Source organism: Nonomuraea rubra (assembly GCF_014207985.1).
Lineage (GTDB): Bacteria > Actinomycetota > Actinomycetes > Streptosporangiales > Streptosporangiaceae > Nonomuraea > Nonomuraea rubra.
On record NZ_JACHMI010000001.1, the window covers coordinates 5,824,554 to 5,841,522 of the forward strand.

At 70.9% G+C, this 16,969-nt stretch carries 19 protein-coding genes and 1 pseudogene; 10 read left to right on the forward strand and 10 right to left on the reverse strand.

Going from position 1 to position 16,969, the window contains the following annotated elements; translation table 11 throughout:
• Window positions 1–163: 163 nt before the first annotated feature.
• The 3 genes from HD593_RS26390 to HD593_RS65185 form a co-directional block, all read right to left on the reverse strand.
• Window positions 164–1,156 carry an L-threonylcarbamoyladenylate synthase gene (locus HD593_RS26390; protein WP_185104770.1) on the reverse strand — a complete coding sequence of 331 codons (993 nt, stop codon included), beginning with the start codon at window positions 1,154–1,156 and terminating at the stop codon, window positions 164–166.
• A 111-nt stretch (window positions 1,157–1,267) separates the two neighbouring features.
• Window positions 1,268–1,900, reverse strand: a complete 633-nt coding sequence (locus HD593_RS26395; protein WP_185104771.1) for a carbonic anhydrase — start codon at window positions 1,898–1,900, stop codon at window positions 1,268–1,270.
• Window positions 1,901–1,909: 9 nt separating this feature from the next.
• Window positions 1,910–2,524: a zinc-binding dehydrogenase gene (locus tag HD593_RS65185; protein ID WP_345154135.1), complete on the reverse strand. Its 615-nt coding sequence runs from the start codon at window positions 2,522–2,524 to the stop codon at window positions 1,910–1,912.
• Between HD593_RS65185 and HD593_RS60405 the strand changes: the two genes are divergently transcribed.
• Complete coding sequence (locus HD593_RS60405) at window positions 2,444–2,629, forward strand: hypothetical protein (RefSeq protein ID WP_221524970.1); 186 nt, start codon at window positions 2,444–2,446, stop codon at window positions 2,627–2,629. The genes HD593_RS65185 and HD593_RS60405 overlap by 81 nt on opposite strands.
• Here HD593_RS60405 and HD593_RS65190 read toward each other — a convergent pair.
• A pseudogene (locus HD593_RS65190) lies at window positions 2,571–2,720 on the reverse strand (IS5/IS1182 family transposase); the annotation flags it as partial. The gene HD593_RS60405 and the pseudogene HD593_RS65190 sit on opposite strands and share 59 nt — an antisense overlap.
• Before the next feature lie 81 nt (window positions 2,721–2,801).
• On the opposite strand from HD593_RS65190, the gene HD593_RS26415 reads away from it, so the two are divergent.
• The 4 genes from HD593_RS26415 to HD593_RS26430 all read left to right on the forward strand — a co-directional run bounded on the left by HD593_RS26415 (window position 2,802) and on the right by HD593_RS26430 (window position 7,314).
• Complete coding sequence (locus HD593_RS26415) at window positions 2,802–3,431, forward strand: TetR/AcrR family transcriptional regulator (RefSeq protein WP_185104773.1); 630 nt, start codon at window positions 2,802–2,804, stop codon at window positions 3,429–3,431.
• The gene (locus HD593_RS26420) at window positions 3,424–4,320 is read left to right on the forward strand and encodes an ABC transporter ATP-binding protein (RefSeq protein WP_185104774.1); all 897 of its coding nucleotides are present in this window, start codon (window positions 3,424–3,426) and stop codon (window positions 4,318–4,320) included. Before HD593_RS26415 ends, HD593_RS26420 begins: the two co-directional genes overlap by 8 nt.
• 1 nt (window position 4,321) lies before the next feature.
• Window positions 4,322–5,896: an ABC transporter permease gene (locus HD593_RS26425; RefSeq protein ID WP_185104775.1), complete on the forward strand. Its 1,575-nt coding sequence runs from the start codon at window positions 4,322–4,324 to the stop codon at window positions 5,894–5,896.
• A 191-nt stretch (window positions 5,897–6,087) separates the two neighbouring features.
• Window positions 6,088–7,314: a cation:proton antiporter gene (locus HD593_RS26430; RefSeq protein WP_185104776.1), complete on the forward strand. Its 1,227-nt coding sequence runs from the start codon at window positions 6,088–6,090 to the stop codon at window positions 7,312–7,314.
• Between the two features lie 88 nt (window positions 7,315–7,402).
• On the opposite strand, the gene HD593_RS26435 is transcribed toward HD593_RS26430, so the two are convergent.
• Window positions 7,403–7,807, reverse strand: coding sequence for a hypothetical protein (locus tag HD593_RS26435; protein WP_185104777.1), 405 nt, complete (start codon window positions 7,805–7,807; stop codon window positions 7,403–7,405).
• Between the two features lie 108 nt (window positions 7,808–7,915).
• Window positions 7,916–9,868: an alpha/beta fold hydrolase gene (locus tag HD593_RS26440; protein ID WP_185104778.1), complete on the reverse strand. Its 1,953-nt coding sequence runs from the start codon at window positions 9,866–9,868 to the stop codon at window positions 7,916–7,918.
• Window positions 9,869–10,078: 210 nt separating this feature from the next.
• On the opposite strand from HD593_RS26440, the gene HD593_RS26445 reads away from it, so the two are divergent.
• Together HD593_RS26445 and HD593_RS26450 are read left to right on the forward strand one after the other, a co-directional pair.
• Entirely contained in the window at window positions 10,079–10,489 is a 411-nt protein-coding gene (locus HD593_RS26445; protein ID WP_185104779.1) for a GntR family transcriptional regulator, read from the forward strand.
• Window positions 10,486–11,601, forward strand: coding sequence for a DUF1648 domain-containing protein (locus tag HD593_RS26450; RefSeq protein WP_185104780.1), 1,116 nt, complete (start codon window positions 10,486–10,488; stop codon window positions 11,599–11,601). The genes HD593_RS26445 and HD593_RS26450 overlap by 4 nt, the downstream gene beginning before the upstream one ends.
• 55 nt (window positions 11,602–11,656) lie before the next feature.
• Here the strand turns inward: HD593_RS26450 and HD593_RS60410 are convergent, their stop codons facing one another.
• Complete coding sequence (locus HD593_RS60410; protein WP_221524971.1) at window positions 11,657–12,007, reverse strand: transposase; 351 nt, start codon at window positions 12,005–12,007, stop codon at window positions 11,657–11,659.
• Between the two features lie 85 nt (window positions 12,008–12,092).
• On the opposite strand from HD593_RS60410, the gene HD593_RS26460 reads away from it, so the two are divergent.
• Window positions 12,093–12,581, forward strand: coding sequence for a MarR family transcriptional regulator (locus HD593_RS26460; RefSeq protein WP_221524972.1), 489 nt, complete (start codon window positions 12,093–12,095; stop codon window positions 12,579–12,581).
• Between the two features lie 222 nt (window positions 12,582–12,803).
• Here HD593_RS26460 and HD593_RS26465 read toward each other — a convergent pair whose 3' ends face one another.
• On the reverse strand, window positions 12,804–13,844 hold the full coding sequence (locus tag HD593_RS26465; protein WP_185104781.1) for a PP2C family protein-serine/threonine phosphatase: 1,041 nt from the start codon (window positions 13,842–13,844) through the stop codon (window positions 12,804–12,806).
• A gap of 184 nt (window positions 13,845–14,028) precedes the next feature.
• On the opposite strand from HD593_RS26465, the gene HD593_RS26470 reads away from it, so the two are divergent.
• On the forward strand, window positions 14,029–14,403 hold the full coding sequence (locus HD593_RS26470) for an STAS domain-containing protein (RefSeq protein WP_185104782.1): 375 nt from the start codon (window positions 14,029–14,031) through the stop codon (window positions 14,401–14,403).
• On the opposite strand, the gene HD593_RS26475 is transcribed toward HD593_RS26470, so the two are convergent.
• Together HD593_RS26475 and HD593_RS26480 are read right to left on the reverse strand one after the other, a co-directional pair.
• Window positions 14,384–15,142 carry a potassium channel family protein gene (locus tag HD593_RS26475; RefSeq protein ID WP_221524973.1) on the reverse strand — a complete coding sequence of 253 codons (759 nt, stop codon included), beginning with the start codon at window positions 15,140–15,142 and terminating at the stop codon, window positions 14,384–14,386. The two genes, HD593_RS26470 and HD593_RS26475, sit on opposite strands and share 20 nt — an antisense overlap.
• A gap of 32 nt (window positions 15,143–15,174) precedes the next feature.
• Complete coding sequence (locus HD593_RS26480) at window positions 15,175–15,339, reverse strand: hypothetical protein (RefSeq protein ID WP_185104784.1); 165 nt, start codon at window positions 15,337–15,339, stop codon at window positions 15,175–15,177.
• 682 nt (window positions 15,340–16,021) lie between these two features.
• On the opposite strand from HD593_RS26480, the gene HD593_RS26485 reads away from it, so the two are divergent.
• Window positions 16,022–16,522: a hypothetical protein gene (locus HD593_RS26485; RefSeq protein ID WP_185104785.1), complete on the forward strand. Its 501-nt coding sequence runs from the start codon at window positions 16,022–16,024 to the stop codon at window positions 16,520–16,522.
• Window positions 16,523–16,969 lie beyond the last annotated feature (447 nt).

The window sequence follows — 16,969 nt, forward strand, 5'->3', positions numbered from 1 at the left end:
CCTGGTCGGGCACGGCTTCCTCGTTCTTCCCGCCGGCCGCGGTTTGCCCATGCCGCCTGCGCTGGAGGGATCAACCGTACTGGTTCGAGGAGTGCTGCACAGGCCGGGAGCCTGCGCGCCAAGGCCAGACGCCATGCGGCGGCGTGGCTGGCGTCGGCGCCGGTCACGCAGACGGTCGGGGCCCGGCGGCTCGGCGTAGCCGGTTGGCGATCGCGACTCCCAGCCCCTGCTCTGCCGGCGGGGATGCGATGATGACGTCGCAGCCTCGCTGGTCGAGTTCGCGCAGGAAGGCGTACAGCCCGCGCGCGTAGGCGGCCATCGAAGCGGGCAGCGCCACCACGGCGTGCGCCTTCACCTCGGCGTCGGCGAAGGCGGGGGGAAGAAGGACGCCCACCTGACGTCCCGTCTCCTGCACTCGTTCCGCTTCGGCGACCACGTTCTCGGGCTCGACCAGGACGACCCGGGCCCGCGGCGCGTAGTGCGAGGGATGCTGGCCCGGCACTCGTACCGGGCTCGTGGCGGGGACCGCGAGCGGGCGCCCCAGCACTGCTTCGAGGTCTTCGCGCGTCACTCCGCCGGGCCGCAGGACGCTCGGGATGTCGCCCGTGGCGTCGACGATGGTCGACTCGACGCCGACGTGGCAGGGGCCGCCGTCCAGCACGAGGTCGACGGCATCACCGAGCTCGGCGCGGACGTGGGCGGCCGTGGTGGGGCTGACCGAGCCGAAGCGGTTGGCCGACGGGGCTGCGATACCGTCGTCGAAGGCCGACAGCAGCGCGAGCGCGACAGGATGGGCGGGCACGCGCACGGCCACCGTTTCCAAACCGCCGGTCGCTTCCAAGGCCACTCGGCGGCCGCGCCGCAGGACCAGCGTCAGCGGTCCCGGCCAGAAGCGCTCGGCCAGCAGGCGCGCCCTTGCGGGCACCTCCTCGACCCAGTCGCCCAGTTGCTCCGCGCCGCCGAGGTGGACGATCAGCGGGTGGGAGGGCGGACGGCCCTTGGCCTGGAAGATCCGCGCGACGGCGGCGCCGTCGGCGGCGTTGGCGCCCAGACCGTAGACGGTTTCGGTCGGAAAGGCCACCAGGCCTCCGCCGCGTAGCACCCCGGCCGCCCTGTCGATGGCCAGCGTGTCGATGTCACCAGGTCTTACCGTCACGCTAGCAATCCTCCTACTGGTCTCTGCCGCCACCTTCCACGCACGATGATCAGTGACGAACCGGCGCCCCGCCCGCAAGGTAGGACGGCCGGCAGCGGGTTTTCACCGTATTCAGACGGCAGCACCGCTCAGGCCGTGCGCGGCGACCAGATGCGCGCTGCCGTCGGCCAGCCTATACGACAGCCCCACCACCGCCAGCCGGCCATCGGCCACCCGCTCGGCCAGGACACGAGAACGTTCCAGCAGCAGGTCGACGCTGTGCCGGATGTGCTCATGCAGGATCTGGTCGGCCTGGTCATGTCCGGCGGCGCGGGCCGCCAGCACGCTCGGCATCACCCGCTCGACCACGTCACGGACGAAACCGGCCGGTGTGCTGCCGCCATCGGCGGCGGCACAGGCCGCTGCGATGGCCCCGCACGAGTCATGGCCCAAGACCACGACCAGCGGGCAGCCCAGCACGCTCACCCCGTACTCGATGCTGCCGAGCACCTCCGTACCGGCCACGTGCCCGGCCGTGCGGACCACGAACAGATCACCCAGCCCCCGATCGAAGATGATCTCGGCGGCCAGCCGGGAATCGGAGCACCCGAACAGGACCGCGAACGGGCTCTGCGCCGGCGCGATCCCGGCGCGGCGGGCGGCGTCCTGGTTGGGATGCTCCGGCGTGCCGGCAACGAACCGCTGGTTGCCCTCCAGCAGCATCGCGACGGCATCATCGGGCGTCAACGTCAGGATCTCAGCCATGACGGCAGGCTACCGCGACTCCTGAACCGGCTCCGCGCAGGCAACCGCCAGCACTTTCCTCAACGTGCAGGAGCCTCCATTCTCTCCACGCAGACGAGGTGGGTGCGCGGCGCTGCTGGACGTCAAGCCGGCCCGCCTCGACCAGCTCGGCGATCGTCGCCATCGCGGCGTTGCCCGGCTCGACGAGGACGAAGCCCGCCCAGATACCGCGATCCCCGGCCTGGCGATAGGGAGGTCCTCGTCAGGCTCCGGGTTGAGCTGGGCGAGGGTGCCGCCGTTCCGTAACGTCTGCGGGGAACGCGCCCCGTAGTCGCCACCGATGCTGGCGATGACCAGGTCGACGTCGCGGACCGTTTCGGCGAAGTCCTCCTCGGTGTAGTCGATCACCTCGTCGGCGCCCAGCGCATGGACGAAGGCGTGCTGGGACCTACGAGCGGTACCGATCACGTACGCGCCGAGATGCTTGGCGGTGACCGGCGATCTGGCCCCAGCCGGAAACCCTGTCTGAGGCACTGTCCGGCATCGAGCGGGCCTTCCTGTTCCTTGTCTTCCAGGGGGTCGACGGGTTCCTCGACGTGGGTCGACGATCACGTCAACCTGCTCACCGCAAGAGTCGGCAAGCACACAGAGGTCCTGCCGACGGTCGAACAGGTCACCGGCAGACCGCCCTTCACCTACGCGCAGTGGGTCGCCGACCATGCCGCCGCCTTCGGCGCGGCGTCGGCCTGACGGGCGGGCAGGCTGCGGCGAGGTCGAGGTAGGAGTCCACGACGCGGCCGTTCTTCTCGGTGCATCGGCGGAGCTTGCCGGAGCCGTTCATGGAGGAGGGTGGGTGGATCCGAACAGCTTGACAGTGGGCAATATCTAGATATTGGAAGCAATAATCGAATATTGTCTAGTCATGGATCGAGACAGAGCGCTTGACGACCTCACCGCCCGGGCTCGCATCAGGGATGCGGCGCTGGCGCAGTTCGCCGAGCACGGGATCAAGGCAACCAGGCTGCAGGACGTCGCCCGCGCGGCCGGCGTCTCGATCGGTCTGGTGCAGCACCACTACGGCACCAAGGACGGGCTGCGCGACGCTTGCGACTCCTACGTGCTGGAGCGGCTCGTCCAGCGCGCCAGGGACGAGGCGGCCAAACCCGATCCGGGCGGCCTGGCCGCCCTGTACGAGGGCAGCGAGCTGATGGTGCGCTACCTGGCCCGTGCCCTGGCAGAGGGCTCGCCGGCGGCGGAGGAGTTCTTCGCGGGCGCGGCCCGGGTCACCGAGGAGTTCCTCACCAGCACCTGGCCCGATCGTTTTCCGCCGGGCTCGGCCAAGGCACGCGACGCCGCCGCCGTGATGAGCGCGATGCATGCCGGGACGATCGTCCTGCACCCCTACCTGAGCCGCCGCATGGGCGTGGACGTGCTGGCCCGCGAGCACACCACCGCCATCGGCGCGGCCATGGCCGAGGTGTACACGGCCATGGGTGAGTTCGCCCGGTCCGAGGCCGGGCGCCGGCTGACCGAGGAGCACGGCGATGACTGACCCGATCGAGATCACCGGCCTGGTCAAGACCTACGGCCGCACCCGCGCCCTGGACGGCCTGGACCTCACCGTGCGCCAGGGCGAGGTGCACGGCTTCCTCGGCCCGAACGGCAGCGGGAAGACCACCACGTTACGCGTCCTGCTCGGGCTGCTGCGCACCGACGCCGGCCACGTCCGCCTGCTCGGCGGCGACCCCTGGCGGCAGGCCGTCGAGCTGCACCGCAGGCTCGCCTACGTTCCCGGCGACGTCACACTGTGGCCGAACCTGACCGGGGGAGAGGTGATCGACGTGCTGGCCAGGCTGCGCGGCGGCGTCTCCCCGGCCCGGCGGGCGGAGCTGATCGAGCGCTTCGCGCTGGACCCCGGCAAGCAGACACGCACCTACTCCAAGGGCAACCGGCAGAAGGTCGCCCTGATCGCAGCCTTTGCCTGCGACGCCGAGCTGCTGCTCCTGGACGAGCCGACCTCCGGGCTCGACCCGCTGATGGAGGCCGTCTTCCGCGACTGCGTGACGCAGGCCCAGGCAGGCGGCCGGACGGTGCTCCTGTCCAGCCACCTCCTGTCAGAGGTCGAGGCGCTGTGCGACCGGGTGTCGATCATCCGCGCCGGACGTACCGTCGAGGCCGGCACCCTGGCCGAACTGCGTCACCTGACCCGCACCTCCATCACCGCCACCCTGCCCGGGCCGCCCGACGGGCTCGCCGGCCTGCCCGGGGTGCACGACCTGACCATGACGGCGGACGGCCGGGTGCACTGCCAGGTCGACAGCGCCGCGCTGGCAGGGGTGCTGGCCCGGCTGGCCGCCCTCGGAGTCCGCGACCTGACCGCGCAGCCGCCCACGCTGGAGGAGCTGTTCCTGCGCCACTACGAGACGAAGGCGGCGGCCTGAGATGGCGGGGCCTGAGATGGCGGGTACGGGCGCGCTGGTGCGGCTGATCCTGCGACGCGACCGGATCTGGCTGGCGCTGTGGGTGGTGCTCATCGCGGCCTTCGTGTACGGCACCGTCAGCACGATCGGCACCCTGATGCCGACCGTCGAAGCGCGCCGCGAGTATGCCGTGCAGATCGCTGCCAATCCTGCGGTGCTGCTCATCCAGGGGCCGGCGTACGACCTGAGCGTGGGCGCGATCGCAGCGCAGCAGCGTGCAGCCGCCACCATGATCTTCGCCGCCCTCGGCAGCGTGCTGTTCCTGGTCCGCCACACCCGTTCGGACGAGCAGGCCGGCCGGCGCGATCTGATCGGCGCCGCGCCGGTCGGCAGGCACGCGCCGCTGACCGCCGCGTTGGCGGTGGTCCTCGTGGCGGACGCGCTCCTGGCCGTGCTGATCACGGCCGTGCTGGCGGGCGCGGGCATGCCGGTCGCCGGCTCGCTGGCATGGGGCCTGATCGCGGCCTGCGGGGGATGGGTGGCCGCCGGGATGGCGGCGGTCGGCGTACAGGTGACGCCGGGCGCGCGGCCGGCCGGGCTCGGCACGCTCGGCCTGTTCTTCGCCCTGTACCTGCTGCGGGGCGTGTCCGACGTGGCCGCTCCCTGGCTCGGCTGGGCGGTGCCGACCGGCTGGCTGCTGCGCGCCCGGCCGTTCGCCGGCGAGCGGTGGTGGGTCTTCGTCCTGGCCGCGGCCCTGGCGGCGGTGCTGGTCGCGCTGGCGTACCGGCTGGCCGGGAGGCGGGACGTGGGCGCCGGGCTGCTGCCCGAACGTGCGGGGCCGATCGCCGCGGCCGGGTGGCTGCGCACCCCGCTGGCGCTCGCCTGGCGGACACAGCGGGCCACGGCGGTCGCGTGGCTGGTCGCGGCGGTGCTGTTCGGGCTGGCGCTCGGGTTCGGCGGTCGGGAGGCGGTGGAGGAGTTCGGCGGCAGCACTGGGCTGGCGGCGTGGGCGGCCCGCATGGGCTCCGCGGCCGATCCCGCTCAGGTGTTCTACGGACTGGTCATCTACGTGTTCGGCGCGTACACCGTGTCCCTGTACACCCTGCTGGCCGTGTCCCGGCTGTGGCACGAGGAGGCGGGCGGCATCGCGGAGACGGTGCTGGCCGGGCCCACCGGGCGGCTGCGCTGGGCCGTCGGGCACCTGCTGGTCGCCCTCGCTGTGCCCGCCGCCCTTCTGACCGTCGTCGGCCTCCTGTGCGGCCTTGGCTCCGGCGACGTGGGGGGCCTGCTCGCGCTCACCCTGCCGCTGCTTCCGGCCGTCTGGGTCCTCACCGGAGTCACGGTCGCCGCCTACGGTCTGCTCGGCCGGGCCGGGGCGATCGCCGCCTGGGCGGTATTCGGCCTGGTGGTGGCGCTGGAGTTCGGCTGGGAGATCGGCCTGGTCACGGACGAGGCCTTCCGGCTCTCGCCCTTCGCCCACGTCCACTACTCGGCCCTGGCCGACCCCGGACCTGCCACCGCCGCCGCGCTCACCGTCGTGGCGGGAGTTTTCACAGCCTTGGGGCTGACCGCCCTCGGCCGCCGGGACATCGGGTAGGCGGGATGGTCTGCCTTCCCGGGGCCGCCGCCTTGGCTCGGTAGCGGGGCGCCCGTCAAGGAGGCGTCTGTCGTCGTGACGGCGCCCCCTGTTAGGGTGGGCGCGGTGTGCCGGGAAGTCTGGTCGGCAAGATCGTGCAAGCTGTTCCGACTGGAAGGCCGTTCCATGACGACCCCCCCGCGGCGCCCCTGATGGGCGTGCTGCTGACCGCGTTCGCGTGCGTGCTGCTGCTGGCCGTCCTGCTGTCCAGCCTGGCCCACCGCACCATCCTGTCCACCGCCGCACTGTTCCTCGTAGCGGGATTCGTGCTGGGCGACGGCGTGCTCGGTGTCGTCTCGCTGCGGCCCGGCGACGACCTGGTGGCCACGCTGGCGGAGCTGGCGCTGTTCACCGTGCTGTTCACCGACGGCATGCGGGTCGGCTGGGCCGAGCTGCGCAGCGCCTGGCGGCTGCCCGGCCGGGCGCTCGGCTGGGGCCTGCCGCTGACCCTGGCCATCACCGCCATCGGGGCGCACTACCTGCTCGGGCTGGGCTGGATCGAGGCGCTGCTGATCGGCGCCATTCTCGCGCCCACCGACCCGGTGTTCGCCGCCGCGCTGGTCGGCAACGAGAAGGTGCCGCCCCGGCTGCGGCAACTGCTCAACGTCGAGTCGGGCGTCAACGATGGCCTGGCGCTGCCGTTCGTCATCCTCTTCCTCGCCATCGCTGCCGGATCCGACGACCTCCATCTGGGCGAGCTGGGCCTGGAGCTGGGGCTCGGCATCGTCATCGGAGTCGCCATCCCCTGGGTGGCGATCAAGCTGGAGCAGACCCGCTGGTTCGCCGCCTCCACCCCGTACGAGCCGCTCAACGCCCTGGCCATCGGCCTGCTCGTGCTGGCACTCGGCAAGGCCACGCACGGCAACCTGTTCCTGGCCGCGTTCTCCGCCGGCATCACCGTGGCCACGTTCGGGCCGCGGCAGCGCGAGTCGTTCGAGCACTTCGGCGAGCTGATCGCCGAGGTGTTCAAGCTGGCCGCGCTGCTGGTGTTCGGCGCGCTCATCACCCCGGCGCTGCTCGGCTCGGTCGGCTGGCAGGGGTGGCTGTTCGCGGTGCTCGCGCTGATCGTGGCCCGGCCCATCGCGATCTGGCTGTCGTTCCTGCGCTCCGGGCTGGGCGTGCGCGAGCAGGCGGCGGTGGCCTGGTTCGGGCCCAAGGGGTTCGCCTCCGTCGTCTACGGGCTGCTGGTGCTGGGCTCCGGCATCGCCGCCGCCGTGCCCGTGTTCCAGCTCGTCGCCGTGACCATCGTGCTGTCGATCCTGCTGCACTCCTCCACCGACATCGTGGTGGCCCGCTGGTTCGACGACGAGCGGGAGGTCCCGGCCTGGTACGGCAGCGTCACCCGCAAGATCCGCCGGCGGGAACGACCTTCCCCGTGACGCGAGGAGACACCATGGCGTCCACTTCCCCAGCTCATGCCGAGCGCGTCGCCGTCGTAGCGATGCCGCCGCCGAGCTGTGCCAGGTTCTAGGCATCGCCCGCGTCGCTGCGGTCGTGGGGGTCTCGGCCGGCGGACGTACCGCGCTGACCACGGCGGCCCGCCACCGGCACCATGTCGAGCCTGCTCGTCGCCACGTGGGGGCCGATCCTGCTCGCGAGCGCGGCTGGGCGAAACGAGCGGCCGATGGGCGGTCCGCTCCCGGGCCGGCCGGTGCCCTCGTCATCGTCTTCGCCATCGCGGCCGGCATCGCCTACCGCCTGGACACGCTCGCGATCCGGCGGCCGGCCCCCGCGGGCCTGCTCGAACACCTCCCGCTGCTGACCGGCTCCGGCTGGATCGTCCTCATCGGCGCGGATCTGCTGCGCTGCCACGTGGCGAACACCGCTGCGGCCGGCAGAGCCGCTGACGAACGGGGCCGCGACCATGATCATCGTGACGGCCGATACAGTCCTGTCTCCGGTAGACGTCCTGAGGAAGCCGAGCGTGCCCGTGCATCCGGCCGGAGACGCGCCAGGCCACCGGTTCGGCCATCACGTCAATCAGCACGTCGCGGTCGTCGTCGGCCGTACGCCGCCCTCCTCCTGGGCGCGCCGCAACAGGGCGGCGGCCGGCTCGCCGCCCGTCTGATGGCACGCCTTCTGCCGGGCAATCCCGCGAATGTGGTGGAGAACCAGTGCCGGGTCGGCCAGGTGCAGGTAGTGGTCGTCAGTGGAGGCGACGATGTGGCGCCCGCGTGTCGACAGGGCCGCGATTTGGCTGTGGTGGGTGATGGTCGGCTGGTCACCGCGGGCGCTGAGAACGATCACGGGCAGCGAGCCCCACGATCCGGCGGTCCGGGGCTGCTCGCGGACGGCGCGGGTGCTGGCGTCGTAGGTGCGCATCTCCGCAGCGGCTGCCTCCCAGGTGGCCGGGCCGAACACCACGGGAACGTTGTCGCGGGTGAGCCGGGGTTCGCGCGGGTCGACCATCCAGTCTCCCGTACGCAGCAGGCCCACAGCGGCCGCCGCGGACCACACTCCGGCCTGGATCGCCGCCGGGGTGGCGAGATCCTTCATGGTGTGTTCGTCGGCTGGGTCCAGCAGCACCATGCCGGCGACGCGCTCGGGCCATCGGGCGTGGAAGAGCCGCGCGACGTGTCCACCCCAGGAGTGCCCCACGAAGACGAAGGGTCCCGATTCGCCCGCGCGGGACAGCAGTGCGGCGAGGTCGTCTGCCTGTGCGGTGACGTCCTGGTCGCCGGTTCCAGGGCTGCTCCAGGCATAGCCGGCGCGGTCGTAGGCGCAGGAGCGCCGCCCCGAGGTGGCGAGGGCGGCTTGGAGATCCGCCCAGGTCGTGGAGGAGTCGCCCCATCCGGACGCGAAGACCACCGTCGGGCCCTGGGTCCCCAGGCAGCGCAGGTGCAGGTGGTGCGAGCCCAGGTCGACCAAGCGGCCCGGGATGGCGTAACGCCGCGGGTCCGTGGGCGCGAGTGAGTGTTGGACGGCCGCGCCGGTCAGGGCGGCCACCAGGACGACGGTGAAGACGCCCGTCACCATGCGGCGTAGCCGGCGGGGACGCGCCCTCATGCGCGCCGGCACGGGCTCGCGCGCAGCCGCGCGGCGAAACGCGTCGCCGGCCACGAGGGCGGCGATGACCGCGAGCATGACGAGCCAGCCGGGCCATCCACCGAGCCCAAGGGTCCAGGGGTTGCTGAGCGCCTGGCGGTCGTCGGCGGCGAACAGCACCTGGACGAAGGCGTTGACCAGTGTGTTGTTGGCGGCGTGGGCGATCACGCAGGGCCAGATGAGCCCGGAGGCCAGCCGCAGCCAGCCGAGCAGCACGTTGAAGAGCACGACGGTCACCAGGAAGGGGACCAGCCGGTGGGCGGTGCCGGTGCCCACGAATCCGGGCAGGTGCCACAGCCCCCAGATCAGGCCGCCGAGCAGCAGCGCCGGCCACAGGCCGAGTGGCCGCAGCCGGGGCAGCAGGAAGCCCCGCCAGGCCCATTCCTCGCAGAAGAACAGCGGCAGCGCCAGGACTGACATCCCGAGGTTGACGGCCAGGGCGGACAGGATCGTTCCGACGGGCACGCCGTCCTGCCCGGCGGTCTCCGGCGCGTAAACAGCGCGCAACCCGGAGAAGCCGGTCAGGTCGATCGGATACACCCCGGCCAGGGCGCCGATTGCCACGGCCAGGAACGCGAACGCAGGCGGGGCGGCCAGCCCGATCAGGCAGAAACGCACCAGCCGGCCCGTGGGGCGCAGCGGCGCCATGGCGGTGTCGCGCGGGATGTCGCCGGGCCGGCGGACCCAGCGCACGGTCACGAACGTGGCGACGCCGACGCCGAGCATTCCGCCGGCCGCGACGAGGTCGATGCCGGTGAGCGCCCGCACCAGCCACAGCAGCCACGGGATCGTGAAGGCGAGGATCAGGAAGGCTGTCAGCTCGCGTCGGCGGATGCCGCTGGGGCCCTGCCGTGCATCCGCGACGTACTGGTCACTGATGGAACGCATGTTCTGGTCCTCTCCGACGGATCTCGGGTGTCATCGCCGTGCTTGAGAGACGGCGTCTGCCAGTTCGCTGGCATCGGTGGTGCTGATGAGCAGGTCGCCGGGCCTGCCCTCGATGTGGCGGGGTCGGGGCGGCACGGGGATGGATCCGGGGTCGCGACAGCCGTGCTTCTCCATCTGTTATACAACATCTATATCAGATAGCATTGGGACGTGCTTCTGACGATCGACCTCGACAGCGAGGTGCCGATTTACCAGCAGATCCGCGATCGGGTGGTAGAGGCCATCGCAGACGGGGACCTGGTGGAGGGCGCGGCGCTGCCTTCCACCAGGCAGTTGGCCGCCGATCTGGCGATCAACTTCCACACCGTCAACAAGGCGTACGATCTGCTGCGCCAACAGGGGATCATCCGCATCAACCGCAAAAGCGGAGCCGTGGTCCGCCGAGACCCGGGCTCCGGGCCGCCGCAGCCCGGCTACGCCGACGACTGGCAGGCGCGGCTACGCACGCTCCTCGCCGAGGCCACGGTGCATGGCCTGGCCCCCGACGAGGTGCTGCGGCGAAGCGGCGACCTCCTTGCCTCGTTCCACACCGAACGGACCGCGAAGGAGACCCCGGCATGACCATGCTCGCCCTCACCTGCATCGCCCAGACCGCGCTGCTCACCGTCGCCGCCTGGACGTTACCGATGCTGGCCCGGCCCACCTTGCCCTTCGGGGTACGGGTGCCGGCCGGCCGGACAGCCGATCCGGCGATCACCGCGCAGCGCCGCCGGTACGCACGCGCGGTGGTGCTTCTCGGCGCGCTGGCCGCCCTGCTGTCGGCTTTCGCCGTCGTACTGACCGGCGACCCGGATGTGCTCGCGGTCGCCGGCGTGCTCCTCGGCGTCGCCGACGCCGTGCTCTATGCGGCCGCGCATCGTGCGGTCCGCGCCACCAAGCGGCGCGGCAACTGGTACGGCGGCACCCGGCAGGCCGTCACCGCCGACACCACCTGGCGTACCGATCCCGTACGCCCGCCATGGGCGCTGCTGCTTCCCTCGCTCATCGTGCTGGCCGCTACCGCCGCCATCGGGCTCGGCCGATACAGCAGCCTGCCCAGCACCCTGGCCACCCTGCGCGGGCTCGGCATCGACGTCCACAACCGCGTCCCCACCAGCCCGATGACCGCGTTCGCCCCCGTGTTGTCCCAGACGGCGCTCACCATCCTCGTCCCGCTGCTGCTGGTGGCCATCGTCCGCGCCCGACCGGAGACGGACGCCGAGCAGCCGGCGAGCTCGGCCCGGCGCTACCGCGTCTACCTGCGTGGCATCGCCACCATCCTGCTGGCCGGCGTGGCCTGCGTTGACCTCACCCTGCTCCTGCTGGCCCTGCAGCAGTGGGGTCTCCTCACGCCCTCGCCTCTGGTAGCGGCGGCAACCTGGGCGCCCACACTCGCCATCGCGGCCGCGTTCCTGCTCTTCGGCGTCCGTGTCGGCGAGGCAGGCCACCGCCTCCCGTCGCTGCGTGGGGAATCCGGCTCCGGCTACGTGCAACGCGACGACGACCGGCACTGGCATCTGGCCGGAACCATCTACGCCAATCGCCATGACCCCGCGGTCCTCGTCCACCAACGCGTCGGCAGCCGATGGACGCTCAACCTCGGCAACCCTGTCGCCTGGGCCATCCTGGCCGTCGTGGCGGTACTTGCGCTGCTGTCACTCCTCGGCGTCGTCGAACTGCCGTCCACTGGCTAAGCATGGCGGGTCGGCTCGCGGCGCGGCAGGACGTGGTGCTTCCAGTAGACGGCCATCAGCTCGGGGGCTCGTCCGGGGTCTGCCGATGTCGCGGTTCCGTCATCGGCAGACCTTGGAAGATGGGCGGCATCGCCGGCCCGACGCTGCCATCCCGGTCCCGCGGCACGCTGATCTCCACCGGGCCGACGTCGGCGACGACGGTCCTGGAGCGGGCACCGTTGCGGCTGTTGCCCGTCTCGCCGGCACCGCGCTGGTGCTTGTCGTAGCCGAGATGGTCGGTGATCTCGCCTACCAGCCGGGCCACCGGCTCCCGATCCGGCTCCTTGTTCCTGGTCTCCTTGGGGCGCTCGCGCCACGCGGCGTCCTTCAGGTCGATCTCCGTCGATGCCCGGATCACAGTACTCATCAGGTGCGTTCGATGAATCCAGGAGCGGTGGTTCGCACGTCTAAATTCTCCGGATGACCATGTGTGGCGTGATGAAGGGCGGAGTGTGAACGACAGGCTCGTTGGAGCACTATCCGAGGACGACCCCGTAGTGGAGGCGGTGCTGACAGCCAGCCGGGCCTTGGTAGGGGTCGCAGCTCGCTCGATCGCCGCGGCGGGTGGAGATGTGACACTGCCGCAGTATCGTGCACTCGTCCTCATGGCGGCGCGGGGTCCGCAACGACTCATCGACCTGGCGGAAGCCCTGGACGTGAACCGGTCGACGGCCACCCGCATGTGCGACCGCCTGGTGGCCAAGCGGCTGGTGCGGCGCAGCCGCCTGCCCAGTGACAGGCGCACGATCCGGATCTCGTTGACCAGCGAGGGGCGCGCGCTGGTGGACGGCGTGACCAAGAAACGCAGGGCCGATCTGGCGCAGATTCTTGCTCAACTCTCACAGGAGCAGCACGTCGCCGTTGTGGCGGCGCTGACGGCGTTCGCGGAGGCCGCCGATGAGAAGGAGGTGTCCGGGCACGCCGACATCCCGGCGTTGTGAGGATGGAGACCGGTGTGCCGTGGCTCAGCCGGCGTGGGTCGCAGACGCCCCTACAGCGGCGCGGTGAGTAGCTCCATGTCGTGATGGCGAGCTCATGGACGATGGCCGGCAATTCGGCGGCGCTGTCCAGCTCTAGCTGCCTCCTGCTGCATCGGGCCTAGCCCACCCGAGCCCTGTCAGGTCGCGAAGCGGAGGGCACATCTGGGCGGTCCATGACTTCGCTCAACTGCCGTTCCTGCGTAGCAGCAGCATCGCCGCGTCATCCAGCAGCGGTCCACCGGTGTGGCCGACGAGGTCGGCACGCAGGGCGTCGAGGGCTTCCTGAGGCTCGCTCGCCCGCAGCAGATGAACGCGGTCGGACAGAGGATAGAAGTCGCCGCTGTCGTCCCGGGCCTCCACCACGCCGTCGGTGTACAAGAGGATCTGGTCGCCTTCCCGGAAGGGAACTCGGTGCGCCTTGGGGCGGCCTGCGCCGAGCGGGCCGAGGCCCAGGGGCAGGCCTTCGTCCGGCGGTTCGACGGTGCAGGACTTCCCGCCGAGGGCGATCAGGAAGGGTGGCGGATGGCCGTGGTTGAGCAGGACGATCTCGCTGTCCCGTACTTCGGCGATGATCGCGGTGACGAACTTCTCCCCGCTCAGATGCCGGGCCAGGCTGGACTCCAGCCGCTCGCTCACGTCGTCGAGCTCGGGTTCGTCATAGGCGGCCTCGCGGAAGGCGCCGAGAACCCATGCGGCGGTCTCGACCGCGTCGAGCCCCTTGCCCTGGACGTCCCCGATGAGCAGCCGGACGCCGTACGGGGTGGTGACGACCTCGTAGAGATCGCCGCCGATCCTCGCCTCGGCCGCCGCGGAGGTGTAGGAGAGGGCCACTTGCAGGTCGGCGGCCTTGCGCGGGACCGGGCGCAGCAGCACGCGCTGCGCGGCCTCGGCGACCAGGCGGACGTTGGCGAGTTCGCGCTCGCGTTTCAGCCGCAGGTGACTGACCAGCATGCTCGCGCCGGTGGCGCTGACGATCGTGGCGATGGTGAGGTTGTTCTGCCACTTGAGCAGCGAGCCGTTGTAGTACGCCAAGGGGATGCAGATGGTGAGCGCGACCACGCCGATCAGCGCGGTGCGCCGGACGCTGCCGTACACCGAGCCGAAGCTCGGCCCCAGCGTGAGCAGGGGAAGAAAGCCTAACGAGGGTCCGGCGAGGAGATCGATCAGTGCGACGGGAACCATGACCAGGAATGGCAGCCAGCGCAGCGCCCACTGTGACCTCATCCAGTGCCACCGAACCCCATGTGCCCTCCAGTGGTAGACCGCCGCACAAATATCCTTGCATAGTGCAACGAAGTTTGCGCTGTGAACGTTGCACACGGCAACGGACTGCTAAGGTCGCCTCAGGGTGAGCCGGGAAGTCTGGTCGGCGCTGTAGAAGCGCGCCTTCGGACCAGGGACGTACAACATGGATCCCGCAGACCTGGACATTCCCCCGGACGATCCCGACTTCGACATCCAGCTCGACCGGCACGGCAACGTTGTCCTGCTGTCCCTGACCGGGCGGCTCGACACCGTGGCCTGCGTGATCCTCAAGCAGTACGTGGTCAAGGCGCTGGTGAGCCGGATCCCGCCGTTGCTGATCATGGACCTCACCTTCCTGACGGCGATCGACGGGTGCGGCTGCGATCTTCTCTCGTCGGCCTCCCAGCACGCCAGGGCCGCCGGCGGGCGGCTGATCGTCATCGATGGCGGGGTCCTGCCCGGTCACGCGGCCGAGGACGTCGAGCTGCTCCCGTCCATGGCAGACGCTCTCATCGAGCTCACCCGCTCCCGGCAGTAGTGCCCGGGCCGTCATCACGACGCTCGGCGAGCTCGTCGAGCCGGGCGCGCACCTTCCTGAGCTCGGCCAGGACGAGCCGGAGGTCGGCCTCGTTGCGGCTCTCCGCGGCCGAGGTCTGCTGGAAGCGTTCGACGAACCAGGCGGCGATGGAGGCGGTGACCACACCGAGCAAGGCGATGCCCGACAGCATCAACGTCGCTGCGATGAGCCTGCCCTCCAGCGTGGTCGGATAGAGGTCCCCGTAACCAACGGTCGTCATCGTCGTGAGTGACCACCACAGGGCGTCGGACAGGGTGACGATGGTGGGGTCGGCGGAGCGGCGTTCGGCGTCCAGCACGGCGATGGCGCCGACCAGGGCCAGGAAGCAGGCCCAGCCGCTGACGTACACGGTGACCCGCATGCGCAGCGGGAGCGTGACCCGGCGCATCAGCGCGGTCAGAAGCAGCAGCGAGCGCAGCACCGCCAAGGGCCGTAGCAGCGGCAGCAGAACGACCAGCAACGACGGAATATGCGTGGCGATGAAGTGCCGGCGCCGGTCGGACAGCCACACCCTGATGGCGTAGTCGGCGGCGAACAGCGCCCAGGCGGTCTGCTGGATGCCCTCGAGCCAGCGGTCGGTGTTCTCCGGCAGCTGGGGCAGCACGATGGGCAGCGCCCAGCCGGCCAGGAAGAGGATGCCGACGCCGAGCAGAACGGGGTCGGTCCTGCGTTCCCAGGCACGCAGGCGAGACGATGGCAAGGGTGCCGTGCGGGGCTGTTCCATCCTTGTCCTCAGAGAGCGGGTACGCGGGCGGTCAGGCGTCGCGGCCGGTCGGCACTGACCTTGCCGGGTTCCGCGCCCTCGACGTCCACGCGGGCGTCGAGCTGCTGCATGGTTGCGTCCAGCCTGGCGATCCGAGTGTGCCCGTGGCGTTCAGCCTGCCTGGTGCGTGGCATGACTGACCTGCCTGATTCCTCTGGGCGGCAAGGTGTGTCGCCGTGCGCGGCGGTTCGCATCTGCAGTCATGGGCGGAACCGGGCATGCCCGATCACACGATGTGTGTCCTGCATCGAGTTTCGCGGACGCACCCGGGTCCCTGTCCCTGCATGACGCTCTCCGACGTTGAGTCGCCTCCGGCAATCTATTGCACAGTGCAATCGTTGTCCAGGGCTCCACTGCCTTGCATCCTGCTGCGCCGGTGCTCTCCAGCAGGCGCTGATGATGAGCACCGCGGCGCTGGCCTGCTCGGGCGGCGCCGGACGTGGCGGAGATGTCGCTCACCAGGCCTGTTGCTGGGCGGTGGGTCACCGGCAGCTTGATTTCCAGCTTCGCGGCGACGTCGCGTACCTGCCTGTAGGGTGCGGTGCCGGCTTGCGATCTCCTGGCTGATCCCACGCACTCGGGCGATGGCGGCCCGCTGTACCGCGTCCTGGGCCATGGGCATCTCCCGCAGGCTCGCCGGCCTGACCGTGCGGATGAGCTCCCGGTCGGCCTCGGACAGGGGACTGCATCACAGATCGATTGCAGTGTGCAACGGTTTCTTGGTGCGACGGGACATTTCGGTTGAAATGGTCAAGCGGGCTGCCGCCGGTGCGCGTGAGTCCAAGACGGTCTGGGTGAGCAGAAGGGATCACGGTTGTGTCGTGGTGGCTGCGCGCGCTCTGGGCCGCCGCGGTCGGCCTCGTCGTGATCACTCTCGGCCTGACCTTCGTCCGGCTGCTCCAGATGCCCGTCGAACTGGCCTTTGACACCGAGCTCCGTGCGCGCCTGAACAGTGACCTGTATCCGCATCTCTCGAACGCGAGCGGCCTGATAGAGGTGCTGGCCATCGTCGTCGCCGTCGCGTTGTCCGCCGGAGAGCGGCGGACGAACCGGTTCCGCCTGACATTCCTCGCCGTGGTCCTGGTGGCCGCTGCGTTCGTGCTGTGGCTCGCTGTGGTGCACCCCGTGAACGGGGCCTTCAGCGCATGGGCGTCGCAATCCGTGCCCGGTGATTGGCAACGCTGGCATCTGCGATGGGCGCAGGGCCACATCGGGGGCGCCGTGCTGCTGAGCGGTGCGTTGATACTCCTGCTCATCGCCCTGACCGGGCCGCGCCGTATCGCGGGCCCTCGCCAGGCGGCGCCGCGCGGGACGTGATGCGGACGGCCTGCGTCAGCGCGATGCCGGGCCGGTGGGCGGCGGAACGTGCGCGGGCAGAAGTGGCTGGTTGTACGCGTCCAGGCGCGCCGGGTGCGCTCGCGCGCGAGCCGGCAATCCCCTTCGGGGGTGCGCGCGGGATCGCTCCGGACGCCGGCCCCCATGTCAGTCGTCCTCGGCTCGATCCCCGGGGTGTACCTCGGCGCGCGCATCTCCTCCCCGGCGCCGAGCGGGCTCATCCGGGCCCTGCTCGCGCTGGTCCTGCTCGCCTCTGCGCCGAAGCTCCTGGAAGTGAGCAACACGACCGCGGCCTGGATCCTGGGCGTGGGAACCACCGCAGGAGTGGCGGGATCGCTCGTGCTGAGACGAGGCAGACACGTAGCGGCGCCGGCCGAACCCGTACCGACGTCGGCTGGCCGAATCCGCTGACCTCCCCTGACCCACCCG